This is a genomic window from Kineosporia babensis (genome assembly GCF_021129305.1).
Classification (GTDB): Bacteria; Actinomycetota; Actinomycetes; order Actinomycetales; family Kineosporiaceae; genus Kineosporia; species Kineosporia babensis.
Genome location: NZ_JAJOMB010000007.1, coordinates 226,243 through 252,401, shown reverse-complemented (window position 1 = coordinate 252,401; position 26,159 = coordinate 226,243). Strand labels below are relative to the sequence as shown.

Genomic DNA, 26,159 nt, shown 5'->3' with positions numbered 1-26,159 from the left:
GTCCTGGAACGAAATGGTAGACGTCGGTGGGCCCCTGGAGCGCCCACCGACGCCTTCCGTTCGTGGCCGAGCTGCGCTCAGCGATGCGGGGGTTCGGCCTGAGCCGCGTCCCGCCACCGGTCGATCTCGCTCTCGTGCGAGCCGGTCCGGGTACCCGCCGCCACCCGCTCGCAACGCTCGGACCCCGCCACTCCGTGGCGGTCAGCAAGCAGGGCCAAGGGCCAGCCGGGAACTCCGCCCTGCCCGTCGAGGGCGCCAATCTCCCACACGCCGGAGAAATGCCAGGCCCGGCCCAGACTGTCGGCCATCTCGTCGCCGATTTCGACGAAGGCGTACGGCCGGAACAAGCGCTTGATGCGGTAGGGGATCTCGTCGTCCGGGTTCAGGAAGGCCTCCTGCTCGAGCATGTGGCGGTCCTCGGACACGCCTTGCCGTAGCACTCCGATCTCACGGTTCGGCCGGGGCAGATACCCCGTCTCGAGCAACGGGTCGAACCACTGCACCTGCGTCACGTGCACGATGGTGACGGGTATGCCGACCCGACAGGCCGATCCGGGTTTGAGGACGTCGGCGGACGGCTCGGTACAGAACAGGCCCCCGGCGTCCGGGGCAGTCCTCCGGTCGATGGCCACGTCTCCGTCCCAGATCATTCCCTTGGAATCCGGGTCACGCCGCCACCAGGGCCAGCGAACGCTCACGTGCGCGAGGGAGACACCGTTCACTATGGTCTCGGTGAACGGACAGGAGATCTCCAGCACGTCGCCGGCGCGGAAGTCGAGGTCGGTCACCGGTTCTGCTCGGTCAAGCCTGGCTGCGCTAAGGTCACGGGCAGCATTGTTGCCGCATTCATACCGAATGTGAAAGTAGCTCCACCCAGAGTCGCAGTACATCAAAGGAGTTCCCGGTGTTTCCGCTGGAGCAGTCCGATCCGGCGTCGATCGGCCGGTACCGCCTGGCCGCCCGGCTGGGCTCGGGTGGCATGGGTACCGTCTACCTGGGCCGTACCCCCGGCGGGCGACCGGCCGCGATCAAGGTCGTGAAGAGCGGTATCCAGGACCAGCCCGGGGCCCTGAGCCGGTTCCAGCGTGAGGTCGAGACGCTACGCACGGTCCGGAACCCGTTCACCGCAGCGCTGATCGACTTCGAGGTCACGCAGCCGCCGTTCTGGATGGCCACGGAGTACGTGCCCGGCCCCACCCTGGCCGAGGCGGTGAAGCAGCACGGCCCGCTCGAACCGGACCTGCTGCGCGGCCTGTTCGCCGCGCTGGCCGAGGGGCTCGAGGACGTGCACGCCCACCGCGTGCTGCACCGGGACATCAAGCCGGCCAACATCATTCTGTCGGTGACCGGGCCGCAGCTGATCGACTTCGGCATCGCCCGCACCGAGGACCAGCCCGGCCTGACCGAACTGGGCATGACCATCGGGACTCCCGGCTACCTGGCCCCCGAGGTCATCATCGATCAGCAACTCGGGCCCGCCGCAGACATTTTCGCCCTGGGCGCGACCATGGCCTACGCCGGCACCGGGCGCCCGCCCTACGGCAAGGGCAGCGTGCACACGATCAACACCCGCTGCATCGAAGGCGCCATCGATCTGGAGGGCCTGCCGCAAGACATCGCCGAGCTGGTGGAAGACTGTGTCAGCCGCGATCTCTCACGACGGCCGCTGCCCGAGCAGATCGTAGAACGCTGCCGGGCCCGCACCGCGCTCCTCGAGCACGTCGGCTACCAGCGCATCATCAGCGGCAGCGGCGCTCAGGAACGACGGCCCGAGCCGGCATCGGACCAAGAGCCAGAACTGGAGACGGTTCAGGTCGGGTCGGTCCCCAATGTTCCAGCCACCGTGCTGGCCGGAAAACCACTCAGCCGCAAACGTTCCCGAATCACCTTGGCCATCGCCGCGGCAGCAGCCCTCGCTCTGACAGCAGGTGCGGTTGCCGTCTACGGCCTGGACCGGCAACCCGACAAAAACCCGACGACGCAACCGACCGCGTCCTCAAGCCCTTCTCCCGAACCCGAAAACGCCACGTTGACGGTGCCTGGCGGCGGATGCCTCAGCGTCCCGGAAACTCTCGCCAGCGGCGACATCCCCACCGTCCAGGTCTGCGACGGCTCCCCCGCCCAGCAGTGGGAATTCACCCCCACCGGCGAGATCAAGGCCCTGGAGCGCTGCCTCGACGTCGCACCCGGCGAACGAGGCAACGGCACCGGCGTGCAACTGTGGGACTGCAACGGCACCGAGGCCCAGGTCTTCGCCCGCCACGGCAACCAGACCCAGCACCTCAGTTCCGGCCGCTGCCTGACCACCGAGGCGAACGAGGCCGAACCCGGTGCCCAGGTGTTCCTGTGGGACTGCTCCGGCGACAACCTCAACCAGGAGTTCCCCCTGCCGGGGCTGTGACCTGTGCTTTAGGTACTTTAGGTTTGGTCTTCCAGCAACTGCCACGGAAGGTCAGGTACGTGCCCGGAGACAAGCCGCTGTGGGGTACGCCCGGTGAGCCCACTTCCTCGTCGAAACCGGAGCCCGGCGCCCCGCCCGCCTATCCGGCCCCGTACCAATCGCCCGGCGGGGGGAACCTCGGGTCGCCGGGCAAGCCCAACCGGAACCGCACGGCTGTCTTGCTAGGTGGCGGCGTCGTGCTCGCGTTGGCCGCCGTCGGCTGTGTCAGCTTCATCAGCTCGACCGGCGGAAGTTCCTCCGGCTACCAGCAGATCACTCCGGAAGAGAGCGAGATGTGCCAGTCGCTCTCCGAGCAGGAGGTCTCGGACGTGCTCGGCGGGACTGCCACCTACAAGGACCGTCTCTACGACACTGACGTCTGCGAGTACCTGGTGATGGACACCGACCTCGACTACCACGTGACGATCCGGGTGCGCCAGGATCCGATCGACCCCGACCTGATCGACTACCGCACGCAGTCGCTGCGCGACGACATCACCTCGACCGAGAGGGTGGCGGTCCCCGGCCTGGCCGAGATCGCCGCGATCGACCGGCCGCGCCACGAGCTGGCCTTCATCGCCGACGGTGTGCAGTACGAGCTGACCCTCGACAACAACGACTACGACGACAAGCTCCCCTCCAGCGAGGAGGAGATCGCCGCGTCCAAGGAACTGGCCGAGATCATCCTGCGGAACGTGAACTGAACCAGAAAACAATGGGGGACGTGGGCGCACCAGGTGCGCACCCACGTCCCCCATCGGTGAGAACTCAGTCGGTACCGAACTCCATCGCCGCCTGGTCGAGCAGGGCGTCCTCGTCGGTGTCGACCTCGGTGTTGCGGCTGATCCGGTCGGCGCCGCCCGGCTCCAGCTCGCCCACGATCCGGGCCTGGCCGTCCAGCTGCCCCAGGCCGGCGAACAGTTCGAGCTTCTGCCGGGAGTCGGCGATGTCGAGGTTGCGCATGGTGAGCTGGCCGATCCGGTCGACCGGGCCGAAGGCCGCGTCCTCGGTGCGCTCCATCGAGAGCCGGTCGGGGTGGTAGCTGAGGTTCGGGCCGGCGGTGTTGACGATCGTCCAGTCGTCGCCGCGGCGCAGCCGGACCGTGACCTCGCCGGTGACCGCGCGAGCCACCCACTGGGTCAGGCTGCTCTGCAGCATCAGCGACTGCGGGTCCAGCCAGCGGCCTTCGTACAGCAGCCGGCCCAGGCGACGGCCCATCGTGTGGTACGAGTCGACCGTGTCCTCGTTGTGGATCGCATTGACCAGGCGCTCGTAGGTCAGGAAGAGCAGGGCCATGCCCGGCGCCTCGTAGATCCCGCGGCTCTTGGCCTCGATGATCCGGTTCTCGATCTGGTCGGACATCCCCAGCCCGTGCCGGCCGCCGATCTCGTTGGCCTTCATCACCAGATCGACCGCGGTGGCGAACTTCTCACCGTTGATCGCGACCGGGCGGCCGTTCTCGAACTGGACCGTGACGTCCTCGGTCTCGATCACGACCGACGGGTCCCAGTGCTTGACGCCCATGATCGGCTCGACGATCTCGAGCGACTCGTCCAGGTGCTCGAGGGTCTTGGCCTCGTGGGTGGCGCCCCAGATGTTGGCGTCGGTGGAGTACGCCTTCTCCTTGCTGGCCCGGTAGGGCAGGTCGTGCTCGGTCAGCCACTGGGACATCTCGGCGCGCCCGCCCAGTTCCTCCACGAACTGCGCGTCCAGCCACGGCTTGTAGATCCGCAGCGCCGGGTTGGCCATCAGGCCGTAGCGGTAGAACCGCTCGATGTCGTTGCCCTTGTAGGTCGAGCCGTCGCCCCAGATCGAGACGCCGTCCTCCTGCATGGCCTGGACCAGCAGGGTGCCGGTGACGACCCGGCCCAGCGGGGTGGTGTTGAAGTAGGCCTTGCCGCCGGAGCGGATGTGGAAGGCGCCGCACATCAGCGCGACCAGGCCGGCCTCGACGAGCGCCTCGCGGCAGTCGATCAGGCGGCCGATCTCGGCGCCGTACTGCTGGGCGCGTCCAGGCAGCGAGGCCATGTCGTCCTCGTCGTACTGACCGAGGTCGGCGCTGTAGGCGCAGGGGACGGCGCCGTGATGGCGCATCCACGCAACGGCCACGGAGGTGTCGAGACCACCGGAGAAGGCGATTCCGACGCGGTCACCGACGGGGAGAGCTGTCAATACCTTGGACACGGAACCTAAAGATAGGGCATGTCGCCGGGTGGTTCTCACCCCGGCGACACGCCGCCATTTCTTCCCGTTCAGGCCGCGGTGATCAGCAGGATTTCGCGTTGTACAGGGTGTTCAGCCCGGCGATCTCGTGCTTGGTGAGCGTGGTCGGCGAGCCGACGTCGGAGATCGGGTACATCAGCGCCTGCTTGTCGGTGACGTGCCCCAGGCCCAGCGCGTGCACCACCTCGTGCACGATGAGCGCGCCCCGGCCGGGCACCCCGTCGTAGCGGCCGTACCCGGGCTGGGCCACCCAGCGCGAGGCGGTGTTGAACCAGACCGAGCCCTTGGTGGCGTTGGTCCCGTTGCCGGTGGAACCGCCCAGGCCGTCGGCGTCGGTCTCACCCTCCGGGAACTGCTTCTCCCCGGCCCAGGTCAGGCCGATGGTGGCGCCTTTGGAGACCTTCTTGAACCTGATCCCGGTGGCCTGGCTGATCTGCTTGAAGCCCTCGGCGATGTCGTCCACCATGCCGGCCGCCCGCTCCGGCTCGTTCTTGGCGTTGTACGACCAGGTCAGCGTCTTGCAGCGGGCGAACGGCGGGTTCATCGGCGCCCAGCCGGCCGTGACCGAGGTGGTCAGCCTGACGGTCTTGCCGCCGCCCTTGACCGCCACGGTGTAGGTGCCGGGGGCGGCCTTGCCGGGCGTCCAGCTGAACGAGGCCTTCTTGGTCTTCTTCGTGCCCAGGTTCTTGACCAGCTTCGAGCCCTTGTAGAGCTTGGCGCTGACCCCGGCCTTCGATGCCGAGACCGACACCGAAAGCGTGCGGTCGGCCTTCTTCTCCGAGGTCGGCGCGATCCAGCGGTTGGCCTTGTTCACGTGCACCGGCTGGCTGATGGTCTTGTAGCCGATCCCGTAGACCGGGTAGCGGTTGGTCTTGGAGCAGCCCACCGCGTAGACGGTGATCTTGGTCTTGCCCGCCTTCAGGTCCTTCAGCGTGACCGGCAGGGTGTACGGCTTCTTCATGTCCTGCCGGGGCACCGACTGCTCGATGATCCCGCAGACCCGGCTGTCCCCACTGACCTTCACCTTGTACGTGGCGTTCGCCGTCATGGTGGACGGGCCGGAGATGCTCACCCGGGCCGCGGCCGCACCGTACGTGGTGCTGCTGGGCGCGCTGGGCCTGAACACCCCGTTCGGCGTGACCGTGCCGATCACACCCGGGTCGCGGGTGACCGGGGTGCTCTCGGCGGCGCCCGCCGGGGCGATGGACCCGACCGCGACCGGCAGCACCAGCAGGCTGGCGATGCTCAGGGCCCGGACGGTCCTGGTGACGGTGCGTGAACGTATGGGGTCAGCGGAAGGGCTCGGCAACTGCGGCTCTCGCTCTCTGGGGCGACGGCGACGGATTCCAGCTGGTGCGGCGAGCCCGTCGTTCTGCGACTACGGCTGATGAGATCTGTGCACCGACTGTCAACCGGTCGGCCGACGTCAACCTACCCGAGCGGTGGAGCACAAAGTGCCCGTTCAGGCTAGTTGATCATGCACTTTGCGCTCAGTGCGTGATGCAGGGCGGGTACCACTACGCCGAGCGGGGCATCGAGCCGGATGTCGCTGTACGTATCGCCCCGAGTTTCACCTTGGTTGACGATTGCCACAGGAATGCCCTGTTTGCTCGCGTGTAGCACGAACCTGAAGCCCGACATCACTTTGAGTGAGGAACCCAGGACCAGCAGGGCCTTCGCGCGGTCCACTGCGGCGAAGCATTTGTCCACCCGCGGCCGGGGCACCGTCTCGCCGAAGAACACCACGTCCGGCCGCAGCGGCCCACCACCGCAGTGCCTGCAGCCGACCATCACAAAGGCGTCCAGCTCGTCCTCCGGCAGGTCCACATCGCCGTCGGGGTTGATCTGCTCGGCCCGCGTCGTGAAGTCCGGGTTGGCCGCGGTGAGCGCCTGGTCCAGGTCGGCGCGGCCGGTCTCGCCGCCGCACTCCAGGCAGATCACCCGGTCGAGCCCACCGTGCAGCTCGATCACGTCCTGGGCCCCGGCGGCCTGGTGCAGCCCGTCCACGTTCTGGGTGATCACACCCTCGAGCAGACCCTGGCGCTGCAGCCCGGCGACCGCCTCGTGGGCCGCGTTGGGCCGGGCCAGCGCGATCTGCCGCCAGCCCAGGAAACTGCGGGCCCAGTAACGGTGCCGGGCCGCCGGATCGCCCATGAAGGTCTGGTACGTCATCGGGGTGTGCCGGCGCAGCGCCCCGGACGGCCCGCGGTAGTCCGGAATGCCCGAGTCGGTGGAGATACCGGCCCCGCTGAGAACCACTGCTCCGCCCTCGGCGAGGAGGTCGACGAGCTTTTCGAACGCTGGGGTTGCCGGGGTGTTCACCTGCTCATTGTGCGCCGATGAGAGAATCGTGGCGATGCTTCCCCCCGACAACCACGTGCACTCCCAGTTCAGCTGGGACACCCGCAGCAACGGCTCGATGGATCTGACCTGCGCGAAGGCCGTCGAGATCGGCCTGCCCGCGATCGCCTTCACCGAGCATGTCGACTTCACCGCCTGGGCCCACGACGACCTGCCGCCCGGGGAGACCTCGATCGTCTTCCGGGACCGGGTCCTGCCCCTGGACGTGGAGGCGTACCAGGCCGAACTGGAACGCTGCCGGGACAAGTACCCCGAACTGCGCATCCTGTCCGGCATCGAGACCGGCGAGCCGCACCTGTTCCCGGGCAGCGTGGCCGCGGTGCTGAACTCGGGCGCGTTCGAGCGGGTCCTGGGCTCGCTGCACTCGGTGGTCCACGAGGGCCGGATGATCTCGCCGGAGCGGGTCTTCGGGCTGAACGTGATGCCCACCGAGGACCTGATGCGCCGCTACTTCGAGGGCCTGGTCGAGCTGATCAAGGGCTCGGACGTGTTCCAGGTGCTGGCGCACTGCGACTTCCCGCGCCGCTACTGGCCGCAGAGCGCGAACGCGTACGACGAGAAGCTGTTCGAGGAGGAGTACCGCAGCGTCTTCCGGGCGCTCGCCACCTCGGGCCGGGCGCTGGAGATCAACACCCGCAGCCCGCTCTGGTCGGCCGAGCTGATGCGCTGGTGGTACGAGGAGGGCGGCGAGGCGGTGTCTTTCGGCAGCGACGCGCACGTGCCGTACCGGGTGGGGGCGCAGTTCGACCTGGCGGTGGACGTGGTCGAGGCGGCCGGTTTCCGGCCCGGGCGCGACCGTTTCGATTTCTGGCGGCGCTGAGTTCGGTCCGGTAGAACACCACAGAGCAAACCTGGGGACGCTGGTGCGCAACTCGCGCACCAGCGTCCTCCATTGGTTTGCTGGTGGTTTCGGGCACCTCGACGGGCCCGGCGCCGGTACGTTTTGCGGTAATGCTTACGGATGCGGTGGTGTGGCGGATCGCCGGTGGCGTGGTCGGCGCCGCGTTGAAGAGCGCGCCGGTCAAGAACACGGCGTTGCGCGCGGTGGGCCGCGAACCGCTGCAGTTGGCGGTGAAGAACTCGCTGGCCAAGGCCCTGGAAGTGCTGCAGGAGCGGCACCCGGGCTGGACCGGCTCGCTGTTCGACGCCTCCTTCCTGGAGCACGAGGCGGCACCGCTGATCGCCCGGGTGATCACCCGGGGCCAGCAGGTCGTACCGGCCGATCTGGCCCGCAGCTACGTCCGGTCGCTCAGTTCGTCCGGCGAGCGCCTGCCCCTGGTCCGGGAGGTCGAGCCCGCCGCAACGACCTTCCTGGAAGCATTCACCGCGGCGATCACTTCCGAGTCGGCCGCCGGTCCCGTCCTTGACGCCAGGGCGATCGATGAGCTGAGAACCGATCTGGCGGCCGTGCGTGCGGCGCTCGGCGCGGGAGCGGCGACCGAGGCCACCACCTGGGACTACCTGGACTGGGCGATCGACCGGAACCTCCATCTGGATCCCCGCGGCACGTTCCAGACCCAGCGTCAGGTCAAGCTCAGGCTCGAGGAGATCTTCGTCAGCCTGGACGCTGCGGTACTGAACGAACTGAACGGGCCGGACACGGAGCACGACGAGCCGTCGGCTTCGGAGAGCAGCGGCAGCCGGGTGGTGCTCGGGTGGAAGACGGTGCTCGGTGCGCATCCGCAGGTGGTGGTCCTGGGCGATCCAGGCGCTGGAAAGACCACTCTGCTGCGGCATCTGGCCCTGGCCAACGCCCGGGCGCTGGCCGATCCGGATGCTCCTCGCGAGGATCTGCCCGAAGGCCGGGTCCGCCTGCCGGTGCTGATCCGGATCGGCGACTACGCCCAGGACGAGACCTGGCGCCGTAGTTCGCTCACCGACTTCCTGGAGAAGTTCCACGACCTGGCGGACTGCCCGGCCGACGCGCTGGGGGACTTGTTCACCCAGCGCCTGGCCAACGGCGATGTGCTGATCCTGCTCGACGGCCTGGACGAGATCACCACCGTGACCGACCGCACCGGCGTGGTCAAACGGGTGGAAGAGTTCGTCCGCCGGCACGCCGGGGCGGGCAACCGGTTCGTGATCACCAGCCGGGTGGCCGGCTACCGCGAGGTCCCGCTGACCGGCGACTTCGTGCACTTCCGGGCCAGGGACATGGACCGGGAGCAGATCGAGGGCTTCCTGCGGCGCTGGTGCCTGGCCGTCGAGCAGGCCCAGGCACCGCACGCCTCGGCCGAGTTGCATCGTGGGGCGGCCGGCGCCGAGGTCAGCGCGATCCTGGCCGCCGTGGACCACGCCCCCGGCGTGGCCCGGCTGGCCGTGAACCCGCTCATGCTGCGGATCCTCGCTCTGATTCACAGCACCGGGGCGCAGCTGCCGCAGAAGCGGATCGAGTTGTACCGGCTGGCCGCCGACACCCTGGCCCGGACCTGGCGCACCGCGCAGGGCGTGCCCGCCTCCGCCCTGGCCGAGGAGCGCCACGTGACCCGGCTGCTGGGCGATCTGGCCTACTGGATCCACTCGAACCGGCCGGACGGCATGGCCCGGCACGACGAGATCCTGCAGGTGCTGGGGCCGCGCTGGGCCAAGATCAACGGACAGCCGTGGGACGAGGAGGACCCGTCGCCCACGGTGCTCAGCGAGGTGGAGAAGTTCCTGGCCACGGTGCGGGTGCACACCGGTCTCTTCGTGGAGCGGGCGCCCGGGCGATACGGCTTCCTGCACCTGACCTTTCAGGAGTACTACGCCGCGCGCTACCTGGTGGCACTGCCGAGGCGCCGGATCGGCCTGATCCGGGCCCAGCTCCACGACCCGCGCTGGCAGGAGCCGATTCTGCTGGCGCTGGGCTTCACCGGCCTGAGCTCGGCCGAGGCCTCGAACGACCTGGTGGCGGCGGCAGTGCTGGCGCTGGGCGACGAGGACGAGGAGCCAGCGCCCACCCCGCACGAGGAACTGCTGGGCCGGGACTTCTTGTTCGCCCTGCGCTGCCTGGCGGACGAGATCCCGGTGGACCGGCCACTGGCGGAGAAGCTGCTCGGTCAGGCCGCCGAGGAACTGATGCATTGCCAGGGCCGAGCGCAGTACTCCGGCTACCGGGCGAGTGTGCTCGCCGTGCTGAGTTCGATGCAGAGCGCCTCCTATCGAGAGGTTTTGGCTGGGCGGTTTCTTCAGGCGGTGCCCGGGGGCAGCGAACAGCGCTGCCGGTGGATCGGAGCGGCGGCTGTAGTCGCCGCTGAACCACGGATGCTGGAGCAGCTTCTGGAGTTCAGCGTCGGTGCAGACCGGCAGGTGCAGTTCCACGCGGCCGGCGCGTTGGCTACCTGGGTGCCCGAGATCGAGTCGAGGATCCTTGACCTGAGCCGGGACGAGAGTGTGGATCTGGGGGTGCGGGCCCGATTGGTCGCCGCCTGGGCCGAGGCAGGGATGCCCGGGCTGCAGGTGGAGGAACGCCTTGTCCAGTTCAGCCTCGATCCCGGTCTCGACCCCCTTGGTCGCGCTCAGGTCCTTCTGGGGCTGGAGGTCACGGCTGAGACGGTCGGGCAGTTGCTGGAACTGGGCAAGGACCCGAAGCTCACCAGTGCTGAGGAACTAATGGTTCTGACATCCCTTGCGCAGGAGGCGGGCGATCCGCGGGTGGGCGATCGCCTGCTGGTGCTGAGCCGGGACGAGACGCAGGATCTCTCACTGCGTGATGCGGCGATCGGGGCGCTGGGACGAGCTTCGAGCAGCCCCGAAACGACCGAGTATCTGCTGGAACTGATCTCGGCCCCGGAGCTGGAGCCGTTGCTGAGGTCTCGGGCGGTCAAGGCTCTGAATCGGGCCGATGGCCGGCAACAGGTGAACGATCGCTTGCTGGCCTGGGCCGCCGACGAGGCTCAGCCGGCGGTGGTGCGTAGCTCGGCCGTGGCAGCGTTGGGTGAACGGCCACTGACCGACGAAGTCACGCAAGTGCTGCTGCCACTGGCCTGTGACACTCAGCAGGGTTCCGCTCTGCGGGCAGCGGTGCTCACTGCTCTCGGCTGGGCTGACCGGCGTACTCCGGGCTTGGCTGAGTGGCTGCTGAAGGTCGGCTCCGACCCGGAAACAGAACTGGCGCTTCGCCGGCCTGCGCTCGTGGCATGGATCCAACTGGCTGGCTGGGATCTGGCGTCGAGGCTGATCGGTGATCTCGATCCCGGCCGAACCGATTGTCTCATCGGCAGTCTGAGTTGCTGTCTGCAGTCCAGTGAGCGAATTCTAGGCGTTCGTGCCCGCCCGGCTGTGCAGCTGCTGTTCTACTTGCGGCTGCGGCAGCCCGTGGTCGATTTCGTGCCGTTGGTGAACCTGATGCTGACCCCGCACTTGGGTGCACGTGGCGCAGTGGTGGATGAGCTGGTGAAGGTCGGGGCCTCGCCGGTGCACCACGTGCAGGTGTGTGAGCTGCTGCTCGCCGCCCTTGATGACACCCGGTTCGGTGAGATCGGCAGACCTCACGGGCGGCCGGCCCGGGACTACGCCTACGACGCCCTGCGCCGGCTGCTCGCCGACGAGGTCTGAGCCGCTCAGCGCTTCATCCGGATGTGACCCGCGATGCCGGTGCCCGAAACGCCTCAGAGTGATGGTTTGCGCCTGCTGCTCTTCAACCCCCTGAGGAGACCCATGTCAGACAGCACGGTGAACGACGACGAGTCGGTCCTGGCCCGGCTCGGCTACAAGCAGGAACTGCACCGCTCCTGGTCCGGCTTCTCGAACTTCGCCATCTCGTTCTCGATCATCTCGATCCTGGCCGGCTGCTTCACCACCTTCGGCCAGGCCTGGAACAACGGCGGCCCGATCGCGATCTCGATCGGCTGGCCGGTGATCTCGGCGTTCATCCTGATCATCGGCTTCTGCCTGGCCGAGCTGGTCTCGGCCTACCCCACCTCGGGCGGGATCTACTGGTGGGCGGCGAAACTCGGCGGGGCCAAGGCCGGGTACTACACCGGCTGGCTGAACCTGGTCGGGCTGGTGGCGATCCTGGCCTCGGTGGCCTACGGCGCCGCGATCTACCTGAACACCTTCATCGACCTGTTCTCGGACGGGTACGCCACCGGCTTCCTCGGCGGGAACTACCTGTACCAGCAGTTCTTCTGGTTCGTCGCGCTGCTGGCGCTGATCACCGCGGTGAACATCTTCAGCTCGCACCTGCTCGCGGTGATCAACAACGTGAGCGTCTGGTGGCACGTGTTCGGGGCACTGATCGTGGTGCTGGTCCTGGTGTTCGGGCCGGACTCGCACCAGAGCCTGTCGTTCGTGTTCACCGAGCGGATCAACAACGCCGGGATCGGTGGCGACGGGGACAGCACGTTCTGGTTCTACGTGCTGCCGCTGGGGTTTCTGCTCACGCAGTACACCATCACCGGTTACGACGCCTCGGCCCACCTTTCCGAGGAGACCCAGGGAGCGGCGAACGCGGCGGCCAAGGGGATCTGGCAGTCCATTCTCTATTCGGCGATCGGCGGCTGGATCCTGCTGCTGGCCTTCCTTTTCGCCGCCACCGAGACGGACTTCATCAATTCCTTCGACCCGGCGGTGAACCCCTACGGCGGCGGTAGCGTGCTGGCCGTGCTCTCGAGTGCGCTGTCTCCGGCGTTGTTCAAGCTGGTGGTGTTCATCAGCATGAGCGGCCAGATCTATTGCTCGACCGCCTGTATGACGTCCACCTCGCGGATGTTGTTCGCTTTCAGCCGGGACCGGGCGGTGCCGGGTTCGGGCTGGTGGGCCACGGTCGATGCCAAGGGGGTGCCGCGCAACGCGGTGTTCGCAGCCGGGGCAGCGGCTTTGGTTCTGACCTTGCCGGCGCTGTACGAAAGTCCTTCGGGTGCGCCGACCGCGTTCTACGCAGTGGTCTCGATCGGCGTGATCGGTCTGTACCTGGCCTTCGCCATCCCGATCTACCTGCGGTGGCGAATCGGGGACGACTGGCAGCCCGGGCCTTGGACGCTGGGTTCGCGGTATCGCTGGCTGTGTCTGCTCGCGGTTGCCGAGATCGCCGTCACCTCGGTGTATTTCGTGCTGCCGTTCTCACCCGCGGGCTGGCCGCTGAACGACGACTTCAGCTGGACCGCGGTGAACTACGCACCGATCGTGCTGGCGCTGCTGCTGGGTGCGCTGTACGCCGGGTGGCACATCTCGGTCAAGCACTGGTTCCACGGCCCGCGCAGCAATCTGCAGTGAGGGCGTGGGGGCCGCTCACAGATGCAGCAGATCGAGTTCCGGCAGCGGAACCGGTTCGCCGTAGAGCGGCCCCTGCGCCAGGTCCACCCCGAGCGTGTGCAGCCGGTCGGCCTGCACCTGGTGGCTGACCCCGTCGGCGATCAGCGTGAGTTTCAGTCCCGGCGTCATCGCGATGGTGCCGGCCAGCACGGCCTCGGAACGGCTGCCGGGTTCGGCGGCGGCGAGCGAGCGGTGCAGCGTGAGGTTGTCGATCGGCAGGCGGGTCAGGAAGCCAAGGTCGCCCGGGCCGGCGCCGAAAGCCTCCAGGCCAAGGCTCACGCCCAGAGCCCGGACCCGGCCGAGCACCCGCGCGGCGGCGTTCAGGTCGGGGGAGGGGCCGTCCTCGGTGATCTGCAGCACCAGGGCGCTGCCGGGCAGGTCGTGGCGGCGCAGGGTGCGTTCGAGCACGGTGACCAGGCGGTCGTCGGCCAGGTACAGGGTGGGCAGCGGCACGTGCGCGGTGAGTTCGTCCCAGTCCGGCGCCTTGCGCAGCAGGGCCAGGGCGGAGCAGATCGAGTCCAGCAGGCGTTCTTCCAGCGGCCGGCGCAGCCCGGCCTGCTCGGCGGCGGACATCAGCGCGTCGACCGGCATCGGGCCGTGCACCGGGTGCTGCCAGCGCACGGCGGCGGCGAGCGCGGTCAGCTGCCCGGTGCGCAGGCTGAGCACCGGGCGGTAAAGGACGGAGATGTGGTCGGAGGAGAGGGCCGCCAGTTGCTCGGCCCGTTGCAGGGTCTCGGCCTCGCTGACCGGCCCGGCGTTGCGGGGCTGAGTGCTCGGGGCGGCAGCCGCCTGGGACTCGGCCGCGTTCTTGGCCCGGCGGGTGGCCTCGACCGCTTCTGCCTCGACCGCCTCGGCCTCAGCAGCCTCGATCTGCAGGGTCTCGGCGGCGGCTTCGGCCTCGGCAGCCTGTTTCTGCGCGCGGAGGTCGACGGCCCGGCTGAGCGGGATCACCTCGGCCTCGGGACGGGTGCCGGCCCGGACCTCGGCCTCGATCTGCAGGGCCTCGGCGGCGCGGCGCTCGGCGGCGGCCCGTTCGGCCTCCCGCCGCTCGGACTCCTTCTCCAGCGCCTGGTACTCGGCCAGGCTGCGTTCCACCGACCGCTGGGCGGCCGCGGTGAGCCGGGCCCGTTCCTGGGCCTTGAGCTCTTCTTCGGTGGCGGGCGGGCGCGGCGGCTCGGGACGGGCCTGGCCGGAGGCGCGGTACTGGGCGGCGGGGGTGACCGGATGCATGGTGGAAGAGGTGCCGTTTCGGGGGATCGGGCCGGTGGCCGGGGCAAGAACCGGGTTCGGCGCCAGGGCCGGGACAGAGTTCGGAGGGGGCGCCTCGGGGTCGGGCAGAGGCAGGTAGCGCGGGTCGGGGCTGTCCGGGGTGCCGTGCCGGAAGGTGACCAGCTGATTCTTGCCGCGCCGCTTGGCCGCGTACATCGCCTGGTCCACCCGGGCCAGCAAACTCTCCGGCGAGGCGTCCTGATCCACCTTGTCCAGCACCGCGACCCCCACGCTGGCGCCGACCAGGACCCGGGTCGCCCGCCCCCGGTGCTCCAGCTGGAACGGCTTGCCGACCGCCCCCAGGATCCGGTTGCCGATCACGTCCGGCGACTCCGCCGCGTCCTCCATCAGGATCGCGAACTCGTCCCCGCCGAGCCGGGCCACCGTGTCCATCGGCCGCACGCAGGCCCGCAGCCGGCCGGCCACCGCGCGCAGCACCTCGTCGCCCGCGTTGTGACCCAGCCGGTCGTTCACCGCCTTGAAGTCGTCCAGGTCGCAGAAGATCAGGCCGAGCGGGCGCCCGCCCCGGATCGCCCGGCGCAGCCGCTGGTCGAACAGCGCCCGGTTGGCCAGGCCGGTGAGCGAGTCGTGGTACGCCTGGGCCCGCAGCCGGTCCTGGCTCTCCTGCAGCTCCCGGACCAGCCGGACGTTGTCCAGGCCGGTGAACGACTGGCGCAGCATCACCAGCAGGGCCAGGCCCAGGGCGACCGCGGTCTCGGCGGGGCCCAGCTCGCGGCCGGCCAGCAGGTGCCAGGAGGTGACCAGGGCGGCGCCGAGCAGGGGCAGCCACAGCAGCGGCGCGGGGATGGCGGGCAAGGGCCGTGAGCCGAGCCGGGCCAGGGCGACGGTCAGGCCGACCAGCAGCAGCGCGGTCAGCGCGATGACCAGTACCCCCAGGGCCGAGTCGCGGCTGCCCGGCACGGTGCTCCAGACCAGCACGAACGCCGATCCGGCCACCGCCAGCGCGTCCAGGACGTAGACGGCGCCGGCCGTGGTGACGGAGTCGGCCATGGTGGTACCCGGCCTGCGCCCCACGCCACCTCCCCAACCCGCCACTCACGAACCGGTTACCCCGCGTACGGTCCCCGACACAGCATAAGGAGTTAATGCCGCCAATCGCCCGCCTCGCCGGGACTGCAGATTTATACCTGAAGCCGGGTGCCCGGTCGCAGTACCCGGCGCCCCGTAGGCTGTCCTGGCGGCTCAGGCCCGGTTCGCCGCGGTGGGCATTCGGGGAGAACGGAAGAAGGAGGAACGTGCCGGTGGGAGAGAACCCGGTGAGCGGCACTCGGGTGCTCAACATTCCCAACCTGCTCAGTTTCGGCCGGTTGCTGCTGGTGCCGGTCTTCGCCGCGCTGATCCTGCTCGACCACGTCGGCTGGGCGGTGGTCGTGCTGATGGTGAGCGGATTCACCGACTACCTGGACGGCACCCTGGCCCGGCGCTGGGGGCAGACCACCCGCCTGGGGCAGATGCTCGACCCGGTGGCCGACCGGCTGTACATCCTGACCACGCTGCTCGGCCTGGCCTACCGCGAGGTGATCCCGTGGTGGCTGGTGCTGCTGCTGATCGCCCGGGACGCGGTGCTGGTCGGCTCGCTGCTGCTGATGACCAACGACGAGCGCCGCCCGCTGGAGGTCAGCTTCCTGGGCAAGGCCGCCACCGCCAACCTGCTCTACGCCTTCCCGCTGCTGCTGCTCGGCGACATCGAGGGCCGGTTCGGCGACATCGCGATGCCGGTCGGCTGGGCCTTCGCCTGGTGGGGCACCGCGCTGTACTGGTGGTCGGCGCTGATCTACCTGCGCCAGGCCGCGGCCGTGCTGGCGCTGCGCGAGCACCTGACCAAGAAACCCCCGATCAGCTCCGCACCGCCCGGGGCGCAGGGCGAGGCGGCCGGATGAGCGAGCGTCCCCGCCCGCTCGACGCCTCGATGACCCTGCTGCGCGAGGTGATGGAACGCCCGCTCGACCCCGGCTACGCAGCGGCCGCGGCCGACCCGAAACCGCGCACCCCGCTGCGGATCGCGCTCACCCTGGTGCTGGCGATCGTCGCCGGGGCCGGGTTCGCCGTGTCGGTCGTCTCGATCCGGGTGCCGCAGCGCGAGTCCGACGCGGTCAGCCGGGAACTGCGCGAGGAGATCGAGCACCGTTCCGAGGCGGTGGCCGAGCAGAAGCAGCACAACGCCGAGATCGCCGCCGCCAATGCCGCCGCCCAGCAGACCCTGCTCGGGACCCGCGGCGCCGCGCTCAGCCGTCAGGTGCAGGAACTCGGCGCCCTCACCGGTGAACTCGCCGTCCACGGCAAGGGCATCCAGGTCACGCTGGACGACGCCCCCGGGCGGGACGCGGTCGGCAGCGATCCGCGGGCGGCCACCGGTTACGACGAGGGCGTGGTGCTCGACGCGGACCTGCAGGTGGTGGTGAACGGGCTGTGGGCGGCCGGGGCCGAGGCGATCTCGATCAACGGCGAGCGGCTGACCGCGATCTCGGCGATCCGCTCGGCCGGGCAGGCGATCCTGGTCGACTTCCGGCCGCTGGTGCCGCCCTACGTGATCTCGGTGGTGGGTGAGCCGGGCTCCCTGCAGTCGGAGTTCGCCGAGGGGCAGGCCGGGCCGTACGTGCAGTCGTTGCGGGACAACAACGGTATTCGCGTGGACATCGCCGCGGCGCCGGAGCTCACGCTCCCGGGGGCCGGGCAGTTCGTGCTCAGAGAGGCCGAACCTATTTCTGGAGGACGTACGTGATCGCGGCGATCGGACTGCTGGTCGGGGTGGTGGCCGGCCTGGTGCTGCAGCCGACCGTCCCGCTCTGGCTGCAGCCCTACCTGCCGATCGCCGTGGTGGCGGCGCTGGACGCGGTGTTCGGCGGGGTACGGGCGATGCTGGACGGGATCTTCGACGACCGGGTGTTCATCGTCTCCTTCCTGTCCAACGTGGTGGTGGCGGCGCTGATCGTGTTCCTGGGGGACCATCTGGGAGTGGGGGCGCAGCTCTCGACCGGGGTGGTGGTCGTGCTGGGCATCCGGATCTTCTCCAACGCGGCGGCGATCCGCCGGCACATCTTCAAGGCGTGATGCATGGCTGAGCAGAAGCCCGGCGAGCAGCCGGAGGACGAGCAGAGCGCCGACACGGCGCCGATGCCGATCTCGCGGCCGGCCAATCCCGGCCGTACGCGGGTGATCCGGCCCGCAGGGGGACGTCGGCCGTTGCCTTCGGGGGCAGTGCCGCCAGTGCTCGGTGAGAGTTCGGGGGAGCAAGAGCAACAGCAACGGACGGGTGGCGCGGGGACGTCGGCCGGGTCGCCGGGGGTAGGTGGCCGGGACACTGAGCCAGGATCTGCCTCGGACGACGACACCTTGCCGATCCCGCCTCAGGAACCCGCCCGCCCGGAAGCCGAAGCCACGCGGGCCACGGGCGCTGCCGCTACTGGTCCTGAATCCGCAGCTACCGCAACCACCGGCACCGGCGAGACCACGGCGAGCACCCCGTCCGTTGCTCCTGAAGACCCGGCCCCCGCCGCCGGTGACGGTGCCCAGCCGGCGCGCGTCCCCCGTCCTCGATTTCGGGTGACCAGGTTTCAGATTCTGGCCGCCGTCCTGCTCGGCGCCCTCGGGTTCGGCCTGGTCGTGCAGGCCCGGCAGACCACGTCCAACGATCTGAGTTCGCTCAGCCAGAGCGAGCTGGTGCGAGTTCTGGACGACGTCAGCCGGCAGAGCGAACGGCTCGATGCTGAGGCCCGCACTCTGGAGGAGACCCAGAACGAGTTGCAGTCCGGGACCGACCGGGCCGCGGCTGCGGAAAAGGCCACTCGGGAACGGCTTGACGTACTCGGCATCCTGGCCGGCACCGAACCCGCCCAGGGCCCGGGCGTGGTGATCCGGATCGAGGACCCGCAGGCCCTGCTCGACGCCTCCACCGTGCTCGACGCCGTCCAGGAGCTGCGGGACGCGGGCGCCGAGGCGATCCAGTTCGGCCAGGTCCGGGTGGTGGCCAGCACCTCGTTCACCGATCCGCCGACCGGTGGCGCGGTGGTCGCCGACGGCCTCGAGCAGTCCCCGCCCTACCGGCTGCTGGCGATCGGTGACCCGGCGACGATGGAATCGGCGCTCAACATCCCCGGCGGCGTGCTGGAGACGCTGCACCAGGTGGGTGCGAGCGGTACGGTTCAGCGCAGGCAAGATCTCGAGGTGCCGGTGGTGCGGGAGGCGGTCGGACCGACCTACGCCGTGCCCCGCACCGACGAGCCCCAGGACTGAGAGGAAGACGAGGGCGCAGTGAGCGACTTCGAGTACCCGGACGAGCTGCAGTACACCACCGATCACGAGTGGGTGCGGATCGAGGGCGACGTCGCCCGGGTGGGCATCACCGCGTTCGCCCAGGACGCGCTCGGCGACATCGTCTACGTCACGCTGCCCGAGGACGGCACGGCCGTGCAGGCCGGTACCACCTGCGGCGAGGTGGAGTCGACGAAGAGCGTGAGTGACGTCTACGCCCCGGTGAGCGGTACGGTGACCACTCGTAACCCGGCGTTGGACGCCACACCCGAACTGGTCAACTCCGACCCGTACGGCGACGGCTGGATGTTCGAGGTCACGGTGGCGGGGCCGGAGGCGTTCGAGGGCCTGCTCAGCGCGGCCGAGTACCAGACTCAGCTGGACTGAGGACCGGATCGCCCCCGGCCAGGGGCCGGAACGGTCCGGCGAGTCGGTTGATGCCCGGGTGAACGGGGGGCAACCGGTACATGCCTCAACCACTAGGTGAGGGTTACGCTAGTCAGACTTCACGAGACAGGAGATCGACATGTCGGAACCGAGGTTCCTGAGCGGTCAGGGGCCGGAGGGTGCCAGGCGTGAGTACGACGCGCCGATGGTCGAGACGACGATCTCCTTCGGTGCCATACCGGGGATCGACGAGGAACAACGCCCCACCGGTCTGTCCGGCCCCGAGCAGGCCGCGGTGGACGCCCTGCCCGGTCAGTCGGCGCTGCTGGTGGTGCAGCGGGGGCCGAACGCCGGCGCCCGGTTCCTGCTGAACGACGAGCGCACCACGGCCGGGCGCAAGCCGGACAGCGACATCTTCCTGGACGATGTCACGGTCTCGCGCAAGCACGCCGAGTTCCTGCGCCGCGGTGGGCAGTTCTTCGTGCGCGACGCGGGCAGCCTGAACGGCACCTACCTGGCCGGCGACCGGATCGACGAAGCCCTGCTGAAGGACGGGGACGAGGTCCAGATCGGCAAGTACCGGCTGGTCTTCCACCCCAGCCGCCGTACCTCCTGAGGCCGATGAGGGGCGCGGCGGCGGGGCCCCACGCCAACAGCGCGGGTGACCCCAGCGGTGCGATGAGCATCGGGGCGGTCCTGGAGCTGCTGCGGCAGGACTTCCCGGACATCTCGATCTCGAAGATCAGGTACCTGGAGGACCAGGGACTGGTCGAGCCGCTGCGCACCGCCGCGGGGTACCGCAAGTTCACCCCCGAGCACGTCGACCGGCTGCGGTACGTGCTCGGGGTACAGCGTGACCACTACATGCCGCTGCGGGTCATCCGCGAGCACCTGGACGCGATCGACGCCGGTCTGCAGGCCCCGGTCAGCCGGTTCCCGCGGCTGGTCGAGCCCCTTCCCGAGGCCCTGGACGCCGAGGCCCTGGACGCCGAGGACCCCGAAGTGCTCGGGCCGCCGCTGCAGGGCCGGTTCAGCCGGGCCCAGCTGCTGGCCGCCGCCGAGATCAGCGAGGCGGTGCTGACCGAGCTGGAGTCGCACGGCCTGGTCGCGGCCCGGCCCGCCGGGACCTTCGACGCCGAGGCCCTGGCCGTCGCCCACACCGCCGGTGAACTGGCCGCCTTCGGCCTCGAGCCGCGTCATCTGCGGGCCTTCCGGACCGCCGCCGACCGTGAGGCCGGGCTGATCGAGCAGGTCACCCGCGGCCAGGGGCAGGCCTCCGGCGAGAGCGCCCAGGAAATGGCCGAAGAACTGATGGCGCTGTGCGTGCAGCTGCACTCGGCGTTGCTGAAAACCGCACTGGAGCGCGGGCAGTTCTGACTCTGCTCGCCGTACTGCGCGGCCCCGGGGTACGTTTGCGGGGTGCGGGAGCTTGATGTGGTTGGTGTCAGGGTCGAGGTTCCCTCGAACAACCCGATCGTGCTGCTGAAGGAGCGCGACGGGGATCGCTACCTGCCGATCTGGGTGGGAGCGCCCGAGGCGAACGCGATCGCGAACGCCCAGCAGGGTCTGGTGCCGCCGCGCCCCCTCACCCACGACCTGATGAAGGACGTGATCGAGGCGCTCGGGCGGCGGCTGTCCCAGGTGCGCATCGTCGCCCTGAAGGAGAACGTCTTCCACGCCGAGCTGGTCTTCGACGGCGGCCTGGCGGTCAGTTCCCGGTCCTCCGACGCGATCGCCCTGGCGCTGCGGGTCGGCTGCCCGATCGTGGGGGCCGAGGAGGTGCTGGAGGCCGGCGGGGTCTCGGTCCCGGACGAGGACGAGGACGAGGTGGAGAAGTTCCGCGAGTTCCTCGACAACATCTCCCCGGAGGACTTCGGCGAGACCGGCAAGGGCCCGGGGAATTCCTGAAAGGCCTTCGCGGCCCGCACCGGCCGGTGGCGATGCGTTCCGATTGGTCCGAATGAGGGGTGATCTGCCGACACGCCGCCCGCCTCGGCAGCCGGTTCGTTGACGAGGCCCGGTGGGCAGCCTACGGTTCAAATGAAACGACCCCGGTGTAGTTCTCCCGCTGCGATCCGTCCCTCGGACCAGCGTGCCGGACTCGGAACGTTTGAATGGAGCCGCCGTGAGCGAGCGTAGCGAGCGAGATGCTGTGCCCGGTCACGTCGTCGCGCAGGCGCAGGGAATGCTCTTCACCGACGACCTGCCCGAGCTCGACGAGGAGGCCGGTTACCGCGGCCCGATCGCCTGCCGGGCGGCGGGCATCACCTACCGCCAGCTCGACTATTGGGCCCGCACCGGCCTGGTCCAGCCCACCGTGCGCAACGCCACCGGCTCGGGCACCCAGCGGCTGTACAGCTTCCGTGACGTGCTGGTCCTGAAGGTGGTCAAGCGGCTGCTCGACACCGGCGTCTCGCTGCAGCAGATCCGGATCGCGGTGAACCACCTGCGCGACCACGGCGTCGAGGACCTGGCCCAGATCACCCTGATGAGCGACGGCGCCAGCGTCTACGAGTGCACCTCGGCGGACGAGGTGATAGATCTCGTCCAGGGCGGGCAGGGCGTGTTCGGCATCGCCGTCGGCCGGGTCTGGCGCGAGGTCGAGGGCACCCTGGCCGAGCTTCCGGCGGAGCGCGCCGGGGACGAGACCCTGGCCGCCGATGACGAGCTCTCGGCCCGTCGCCGGGCCCGCGCGATCAGCTAGCCTCCGCGACGAATCAGGCTGCGCCACAACCACAGATCTGCAGAAAGGCCCCGGGCTCCGGTACCCCGGGGCTTTTCTGCGAGTGGGGTGTGGCGCCGGCGAGCCTCAGCTGGCGCTGGCGGTGGGACGGCGGCCTCGGGTGTTGGCTCGCAGGACGCGGGCCAGGTGGGCGTCGAAGGCACCGGCCAGTTCCTGGGCAGGGGCGCCGGGCCAGCGGTGGATGGGCTGGCTGGCGCCCTGGGCCTGCTGCAGGGCGCTGCGCTCGCGGATCGAGGGGCCCAGGACCAGTGGACCGAACATGTCCGAGAGCTCCTGCACGCGGTACCGGTGCTCGGGGGAGCGCTCGCGGTAGCGGTTGATCACCACGCCCAGCGGCTGCAGGGAGGGCGCGATGTTGCGGCGGACGTCCTCGATCGCGTGCAGGGCCCGGTCGGCGGCGGTGACCGAGAACAGGGCCGGCTCGGAGACCACGATGGCGCGCTGGCTGGCGGCCAGGCCGGAGCGGGTGATCGTGCCCAGCGAGGGCGGGCAGTCGATCAGCACCAGCTGGTAGCCCTCGAGCTGGTGGATCGCGTGCGAGAGCCGGGCCAGGGTGCGCTCACTGCCGGTGGGGCGGTCCAGCGCGGCCATGTCGTGCGAGCCGGGCAGCACGTCCAGGGTGCCGCCGTTGGCCGCCCAGCCGCTGGGCACCAGGTTCACCTTCTGGGCATTACGCCGCGAGGCACCCATCACGGTGGCCACGTTGGTGGTGATCTCGGCGGTGATGTCCAGACCCAGGGTGGCGTCGGCCTGCGGGTCGATGTCGACGATGAGCGTGGGCACGCCGCGGGCCAGCGCGGCCGAAGCCAGTCCCAGGACCACTGACGTCTTCCCGACGCCACCCTTCAAACTGCACACGCTGACGACGATCACGGTGGTTGACGCTACCTCGTTATCAAGTTCCGACAGGCGATCCGGGGGTGGCCAACCGGGTGAACCAGGGGTGAGTCAGGACGCACCGCGGGTCATCGGCGGCCGGGCCGGTAGGCCAATTGCATCGCCTAGCCGGGCTCGCGTGCAACCCTCCGTTCGCCTGCCGTACGCCGGACCCGGTAACCTCGTACCCGTCGGTCGCGTGCCGGCAGCTGAAGACCCCGGCGGGAGAGACCCCGTCCAACGGGGCGCCGAAGGGGCAACTCTCCCCGGAACCTCTCAGGCGCCAGGGACCGCCAGGGCGAGGCAGCTCCGAAGGGCGGTGTGGCCCGACGGATGGGGAGGTATCCGTGCGACCCGACTCAGTGGTCGCTACGCCTGACGCGTGGGAGCCTCCGATGACCACCTTCATCGATGCCGAAGACCAGCCGGACACTGTCCCTGGCGAACCGACCGGCCACCGGGTGAGCGCCTTCGCCGACCGGCACATCGGTGCCGACGCCCCGCAGGTCGCCACCATGCTGCGCACCGTGGGCCTGAACTCGCTGGACGAGCTGGAGCAGGCCGTCATCCCGCCGGTGATCCGCGACTCCGGGGTGCCCGCCCTGCCCGAGCCGGTCTCCGAGGCCGAGGCGCTGGCCGAGCTGCGCGCCCTGGCCGGCCGCAACACCGTGCGCGTGCCGATGATCGGCCTGGGGTACTACGGCACCCACACCCCGGGCGTGATCCTGCGCAACGTGCTGGAGAACCCGTCCTGGTACACGGCCTACACGCCGTACCAGCCGGAGATCTCGCAGGGGCGTCTGGAGGCCCTCCTGGCGTTCCAGACCGTGGTCTCGGACCTGACCGGGCTGGACACCGCCAGCGCCTCGCTCCTGGACGAGTCCACCGCCGCCGCCGAGGCGATGACGCTGATGCGCCGCGCGTCCAAGCTTCCGGTCGGGGCCGCGTTCGTGGTCGACACCGACGTCCTGCCCCAGACCCTCGCGGTGATCCAGACCCGGGCCGAACCGCTCGGCATCCCGGTGGTCGTGGCCGACCTCACCAACGCCCCGGCCGCGGCTCTGGACGCGATCGAGGAAGGCGTGTTCGGCGTCCTCGCGCAGTACCCGGGCACCTCCGGGAAGGTGACGGACCTGCGTCCGTTGATCGAAGCTGCCCACGAGCGCAAGGCGCTGGTGACCGTGGCCGCCGACCTGCTGGCGCTGACGCTGCTGCGCTCGCCCGGTGAGGACGGCGCGGACGTGGCGGTGGGCAATACCCAGCGCTTCGGTGTGCCCCTGGGCTTCGGCGGCCCGCACGCCGGGTACATGAGCGTCCGTAAGGGCCTGGAGCGCTCGCTGCCGGGTCGCCTGGTGGGTGTCTCCAAGGATGCGGACGGCAACCCGGCCTACCGGCTGGCGCTGCAGACCCGCGAGCAGCACATCCGCCGGGAGAAGGCGACCAGCAACATCTGCACGGCGCAGGTGCTCCTGGCCGTGATGGCCGCGATGTACGCGGTGTACCACGGTCCGCAGGGGCTGCGCCGGATCGCCGAGCGCACCGCTTCCAGCGCCGCCACGCTGGCCGCCGGCCTGCGCGCCGAGGGTGTCAAGGTCGTGCACGAGAACTTCTTCGACACCGTGCTGGCGCAGGTGCCGGGCAAGGCCGAAGCTGTGGTGGACCAGGCGCGCGAGCTGGGCGTGCTGCTGCGCCGGGTAGACGGCGACCATGTGGGTATCTCGTGCGACGAGACCACCACCGAGGCCCACTTGGCGCTGGTTCTGCAGGCTTTCGGGGCCTCCCCGGCACCTCAGGTGAGCGAGCCCGCGATCCCCGCGGCCCTCGTCCGGACGTCCGAGTACCTGACGAACCCGCTGTTCAACACCCACCACAGCGAGACCTCGATGCTGCGCTTCCTCAAGCGCCTGGCCGACGAGGACTATGCGCTCGACCGCGGGATGATCCCGCTCGGCTCGTGCACGATGAAGCTCAACGCCACCACCGAGATGGAGGCGATCACCTGGCCTGAGTTCGGTGGGCTGCACCCGTTCGCGCCCTCCGCCGACACCGAGGGCATCCGTGCCCTGGTGAAGGATCTGGAGACCTGGCTGGCCGAACTGACCGGCTACGCCGCGGTCTCGCTGCAGCCGAACGCCGGCTCACAGGGTGAACTGGCCGGGCTGCTGGCGATCCGGGCCTACCACCGCTCCAACGGCTCGCTCGAGCGCAACGTCTGCCTGATCCCGTCCTCGGCGCACGGCACCAACGCCGCCAGCGCGGTGATGGCCGGGATGAAGGTCGTGGTGGTGGCCTGCGACGAGAACGGCAACGTCGACCTCGATGACCTGTCGGCCAAGATCAGCCAGCACGGCGAGAAGCTGGCCGCGATCATGGTGACCTACCCGAGCACGCACGGGGTGTTCGAGGAGGGCATCGGCCAGATCTGCGCCGAGGTGCACGCGGCCGGCGGTCAGGTCTACGTGGACGGCGCGAACCTCAACGCGCTGGTGGGTCTTTCGCGGCCGGGCCAGTTCGGCGCCGACGTGTCGCACCTGAACCTGCACAAGACGTTCTGCATCCCGCACGGTGGCGGTGGCCCGGGCGTGGGCCCGGTGGCGGTGCGCTCGCACCTGGCGCCGTTCCTGCCCAACCACCCGCTGGACGCGCTGGCCGGACCCGCCACGGGCATCGGGCCGGTGAGCGGGGCGCCGTACGGCTCGGCCGGTATCCTGCCGATCTCCTGGGCCTACGTGCGGATGATGGGCCTGGAGGGGCTGACCCGCGCCACCCGGACCGCCATCCTTACGGCCAACTACGTGGCGGCCCGGCTGCGCCAGCACTACCCGGTGCTGTACTCCGGCCGGGACGCGCTGGTCGCGCACGAGTGCATCCTCGACCTGCGGCCGCTGACCAAGGCCACCGGCGTCACCGTGGACGACGTGGCCAAGCGCCTGGTCGACTACGGCTTCCACGCCCCGACGATGTCGTTCCCGGTGGCCGGCACGCTGATGGTGGAGCCGACCGAGAGCGAGGACCTGGCCGAGCTGGACCGGTTCTGCGACGCGATGATCGCGATCCGGGCCGAGATCGACCAGGTGGCCGCGGGCGCCTGGCCGGCGGACGACAACCCGCTGGTCAACGCCCCGCACACGGCCCAGTCGCTGACCGGGGAGTGGGCACACCCGTACAGCCGCGAAGCTGCGGTTTACCCGCCCGGAGTGACGCCGCGGTTCAAGTACTGGCCGCCGGTGCGCCGGATCGACGGTGCGTTCGGTGACCGGAACCTGGTCTGCTCCTGCCCGGCGCCGGAGGCGTTCGAGGACTGAGAACGGTTCTGAGAAGCCCGGTTCCGCTTCGGTGCGGGACCGGGCTTTC

Annotated in this window: 21 protein-coding genes and 1 riboswitch; of the genes, 15 read left to right on the top strand and 6 right to left on the bottom strand. The window is 69.8% G+C overall.

The window, feature by feature from the left end; translation table 11 throughout:
• Window positions 1-77 precede the first annotated feature (77 nt).
• Window positions 78-788 (bottom strand): hypothetical protein, encoded by a 711-nt coding sequence (locus LR394_RS15625; RefSeq protein WP_231442440.1) that lies wholly within the window; start codon window positions 786-788, stop codon window positions 78-80.
• A gap of 116 nt (window positions 789-904) precedes the next feature.
• Here LR394_RS15625 and LR394_RS15620 point away from each other — a divergent pair, with 116 nt between their 5' ends.
• Window positions 905-2,401 carry a serine/threonine protein kinase gene (locus LR394_RS15620; protein ID WP_231442437.1) on the top strand — a complete coding sequence of 499 codons (1,497 nt, stop codon included), beginning with the start codon at window positions 905-907 and terminating at the stop codon, window positions 2,399-2,401.
• Window positions 2,402-2,637: 236 nt separating this feature from the next.
• Window positions 2,638-3,144, top strand: a complete 507-nt coding sequence (locus LR394_RS15615; RefSeq protein WP_231442435.1) for a hypothetical protein — start codon at window positions 2,638-2,640, stop codon at window positions 3,142-3,144.
• 64 nt (window positions 3,145-3,208) lie between these two features.
• Here the strand turns inward: LR394_RS15615 and argG are convergent, their stop codons facing one another.
• From argG to LR394_RS15600, 3 genes are all read right to left on the bottom strand, one after another.
• Complete coding sequence (gene argG, locus LR394_RS15610) at window positions 3,209-4,624, bottom strand: argininosuccinate synthase (RefSeq protein ID WP_231442433.1); 1,416 nt, start codon at window positions 4,622-4,624, stop codon at window positions 3,209-3,211.
• 82 nt (window positions 4,625-4,706) lie between these two features.
• Window positions 4,707-5,972: a matrixin family metalloprotease gene (locus LR394_RS15605; RefSeq protein ID WP_231442431.1), complete on the bottom strand. Its 1,266-nt coding sequence runs from the start codon at window positions 5,970-5,972 to the stop codon at window positions 4,707-4,709.
• A 158-nt stretch (window positions 5,973-6,130) separates the two neighbouring features.
• Window positions 6,131-6,985 carry an NAD-dependent protein deacetylase gene (locus LR394_RS15600; protein ID WP_231442428.1) on the bottom strand — a complete coding sequence of 285 codons (855 nt, stop codon included), beginning with the start codon at window positions 6,983-6,985 and terminating at the stop codon, window positions 6,131-6,133.
• 34 nt (window positions 6,986-7,019) lie between these two features.
• On the opposite strand from LR394_RS15600, the gene LR394_RS15595 reads away from it, so the two are divergent.
• The 3 genes from LR394_RS15595 (at window position 7,020) to LR394_RS15585 (ending at window position 13,219) form a co-directional block, all read left to right on the top strand.
• Window positions 7,020-7,844, top strand: coding sequence for a PHP domain-containing protein (locus LR394_RS15595; protein ID WP_231442426.1), 825 nt, complete (start codon window positions 7,020-7,022; stop codon window positions 7,842-7,844).
• Between the two features lie 131 nt (window positions 7,845-7,975).
• The gene (locus LR394_RS15590; protein WP_231442424.1) at window positions 7,976-11,560 is read left to right on the top strand and encodes an NACHT domain-containing protein; all 3,585 of its coding nucleotides are present in this window, start codon (window positions 7,976-7,978) and stop codon (window positions 11,558-11,560) included.
• A gap of 102 nt (window positions 11,561-11,662) precedes the next feature.
• Complete coding sequence (locus LR394_RS15585) at window positions 11,663-13,219, top strand: amino acid permease (protein ID WP_231442422.1); 1,557 nt, start codon at window positions 11,663-11,665, stop codon at window positions 13,217-13,219.
• A gap of 15 nt (window positions 13,220-13,234) precedes the next feature.
• Here LR394_RS15585 and LR394_RS15580 read toward each other — a convergent pair whose 3' ends face one another.
• Window positions 13,235-15,538 (bottom strand): bifunctional diguanylate cyclase/phosphodiesterase, encoded by a 2,304-nt coding sequence (locus LR394_RS15580; protein ID WP_231442420.1) that lies wholly within the window; start codon window positions 15,536-15,538, stop codon window positions 13,235-13,237.
• Window positions 15,539-15,789: 251 nt separating this feature from the next.
• On the opposite strand from LR394_RS15580, the gene LR394_RS15575 reads away from it, so the two are divergent.
• The 9 genes from LR394_RS15575 (at window position 15,790) to LR394_RS15535 (ending at window position 21,890) form a co-directional block, all read left to right on the top strand.
• On the top strand, window positions 15,790-16,428 hold the full coding sequence (locus LR394_RS15575; RefSeq protein WP_231442417.1) for a CDP-alcohol phosphatidyltransferase family protein: 639 nt from the start codon (window positions 15,790-15,792) through the stop codon (window positions 16,426-16,428).
• Window positions 16,425-17,270 (top strand): DUF881 domain-containing protein, encoded by an 846-nt coding sequence (locus tag LR394_RS15570; protein WP_231442415.1) that lies wholly within the window; start codon window positions 16,425-16,427, stop codon window positions 17,268-17,270. The genes LR394_RS15575 and LR394_RS15570 overlap by 4 nt, the downstream gene beginning before the upstream one ends.
• Window positions 17,267-17,599, top strand: a complete 333-nt coding sequence (locus LR394_RS15565) for a small basic family protein (RefSeq protein ID WP_231442413.1) — start codon at window positions 17,267-17,269, stop codon at window positions 17,597-17,599. Before LR394_RS15570 ends, LR394_RS15565 begins: the two co-directional genes overlap by 4 nt.
• A gap of 3 nt (window positions 17,600-17,602) precedes the next feature.
• On the top strand, window positions 17,603-18,781 hold the full coding sequence (locus LR394_RS15560) for a DUF881 domain-containing protein (protein WP_231442411.1): 1,179 nt from the start codon (window positions 17,603-17,605) through the stop codon (window positions 18,779-18,781).
• 18 nt (window positions 18,782-18,799) lie between these two features.
• Window positions 18,800-19,186 (top strand): glycine cleavage system protein GcvH, encoded by a 387-nt coding sequence (gcvH, locus tag LR394_RS15555; RefSeq protein WP_231442408.1) that lies wholly within the window; start codon window positions 18,800-18,802, stop codon window positions 19,184-19,186.
• 139 nt (window positions 19,187-19,325) lie between these two features.
• Window positions 19,326-19,802, top strand: coding sequence for an FHA domain-containing protein (locus LR394_RS15550; protein ID WP_269329195.1), 477 nt, complete (start codon window positions 19,326-19,328; stop codon window positions 19,800-19,802).
• A gap of 5 nt (window positions 19,803-19,807) precedes the next feature.
• Window positions 19,808-20,563: a transcriptional regulator FtsR gene (gene ftsR, locus LR394_RS15545; RefSeq protein WP_231442406.1), complete on the top strand. Its 756-nt coding sequence runs from the start codon at window positions 19,808-19,810 to the stop codon at window positions 20,561-20,563.
• 42 nt (window positions 20,564-20,605) lie between these two features.
• On the top strand, window positions 20,606-21,094 hold the full coding sequence (locus LR394_RS15540; RefSeq protein ID WP_231442404.1) for a bifunctional nuclease family protein: 489 nt from the start codon (window positions 20,606-20,608) through the stop codon (window positions 21,092-21,094).
• A 277-nt stretch (window positions 21,095-21,371) separates the two neighbouring features.
• Window positions 21,372-21,890, top strand: coding sequence for a MerR family transcriptional regulator (locus LR394_RS15535; RefSeq protein ID WP_231442680.1), 519 nt, complete (start codon window positions 21,372-21,374; stop codon window positions 21,888-21,890).
• A 105-nt stretch (window positions 21,891-21,995) separates the two neighbouring features.
• Here LR394_RS15535 and LR394_RS15530 read toward each other — a convergent pair whose 3' ends face one another.
• Window positions 21,996-22,787, bottom strand: coding sequence for a ParA family protein (locus LR394_RS15530; protein WP_231442402.1), 792 nt, complete (start codon window positions 22,785-22,787; stop codon window positions 21,996-21,998).
• Window positions 22,788-23,017: 230 nt separating this feature from the next.
• Window positions 23,018-23,108: riboswitch (glycine riboswitch) on the top strand.
• A gap of 92 nt (window positions 23,109-23,200) precedes the next feature.
• Here LR394_RS15530 and gcvP point away from each other — a divergent pair.
• Complete coding sequence (gene gcvP, locus LR394_RS15525; protein ID WP_231442400.1) at window positions 23,201-26,110, top strand: aminomethyl-transferring glycine dehydrogenase; 2,910 nt, start codon at window positions 23,201-23,203, stop codon at window positions 26,108-26,110.
• The last annotated feature ends 49 nt before the right edge of the window (window positions 26,111-26,159 follow it).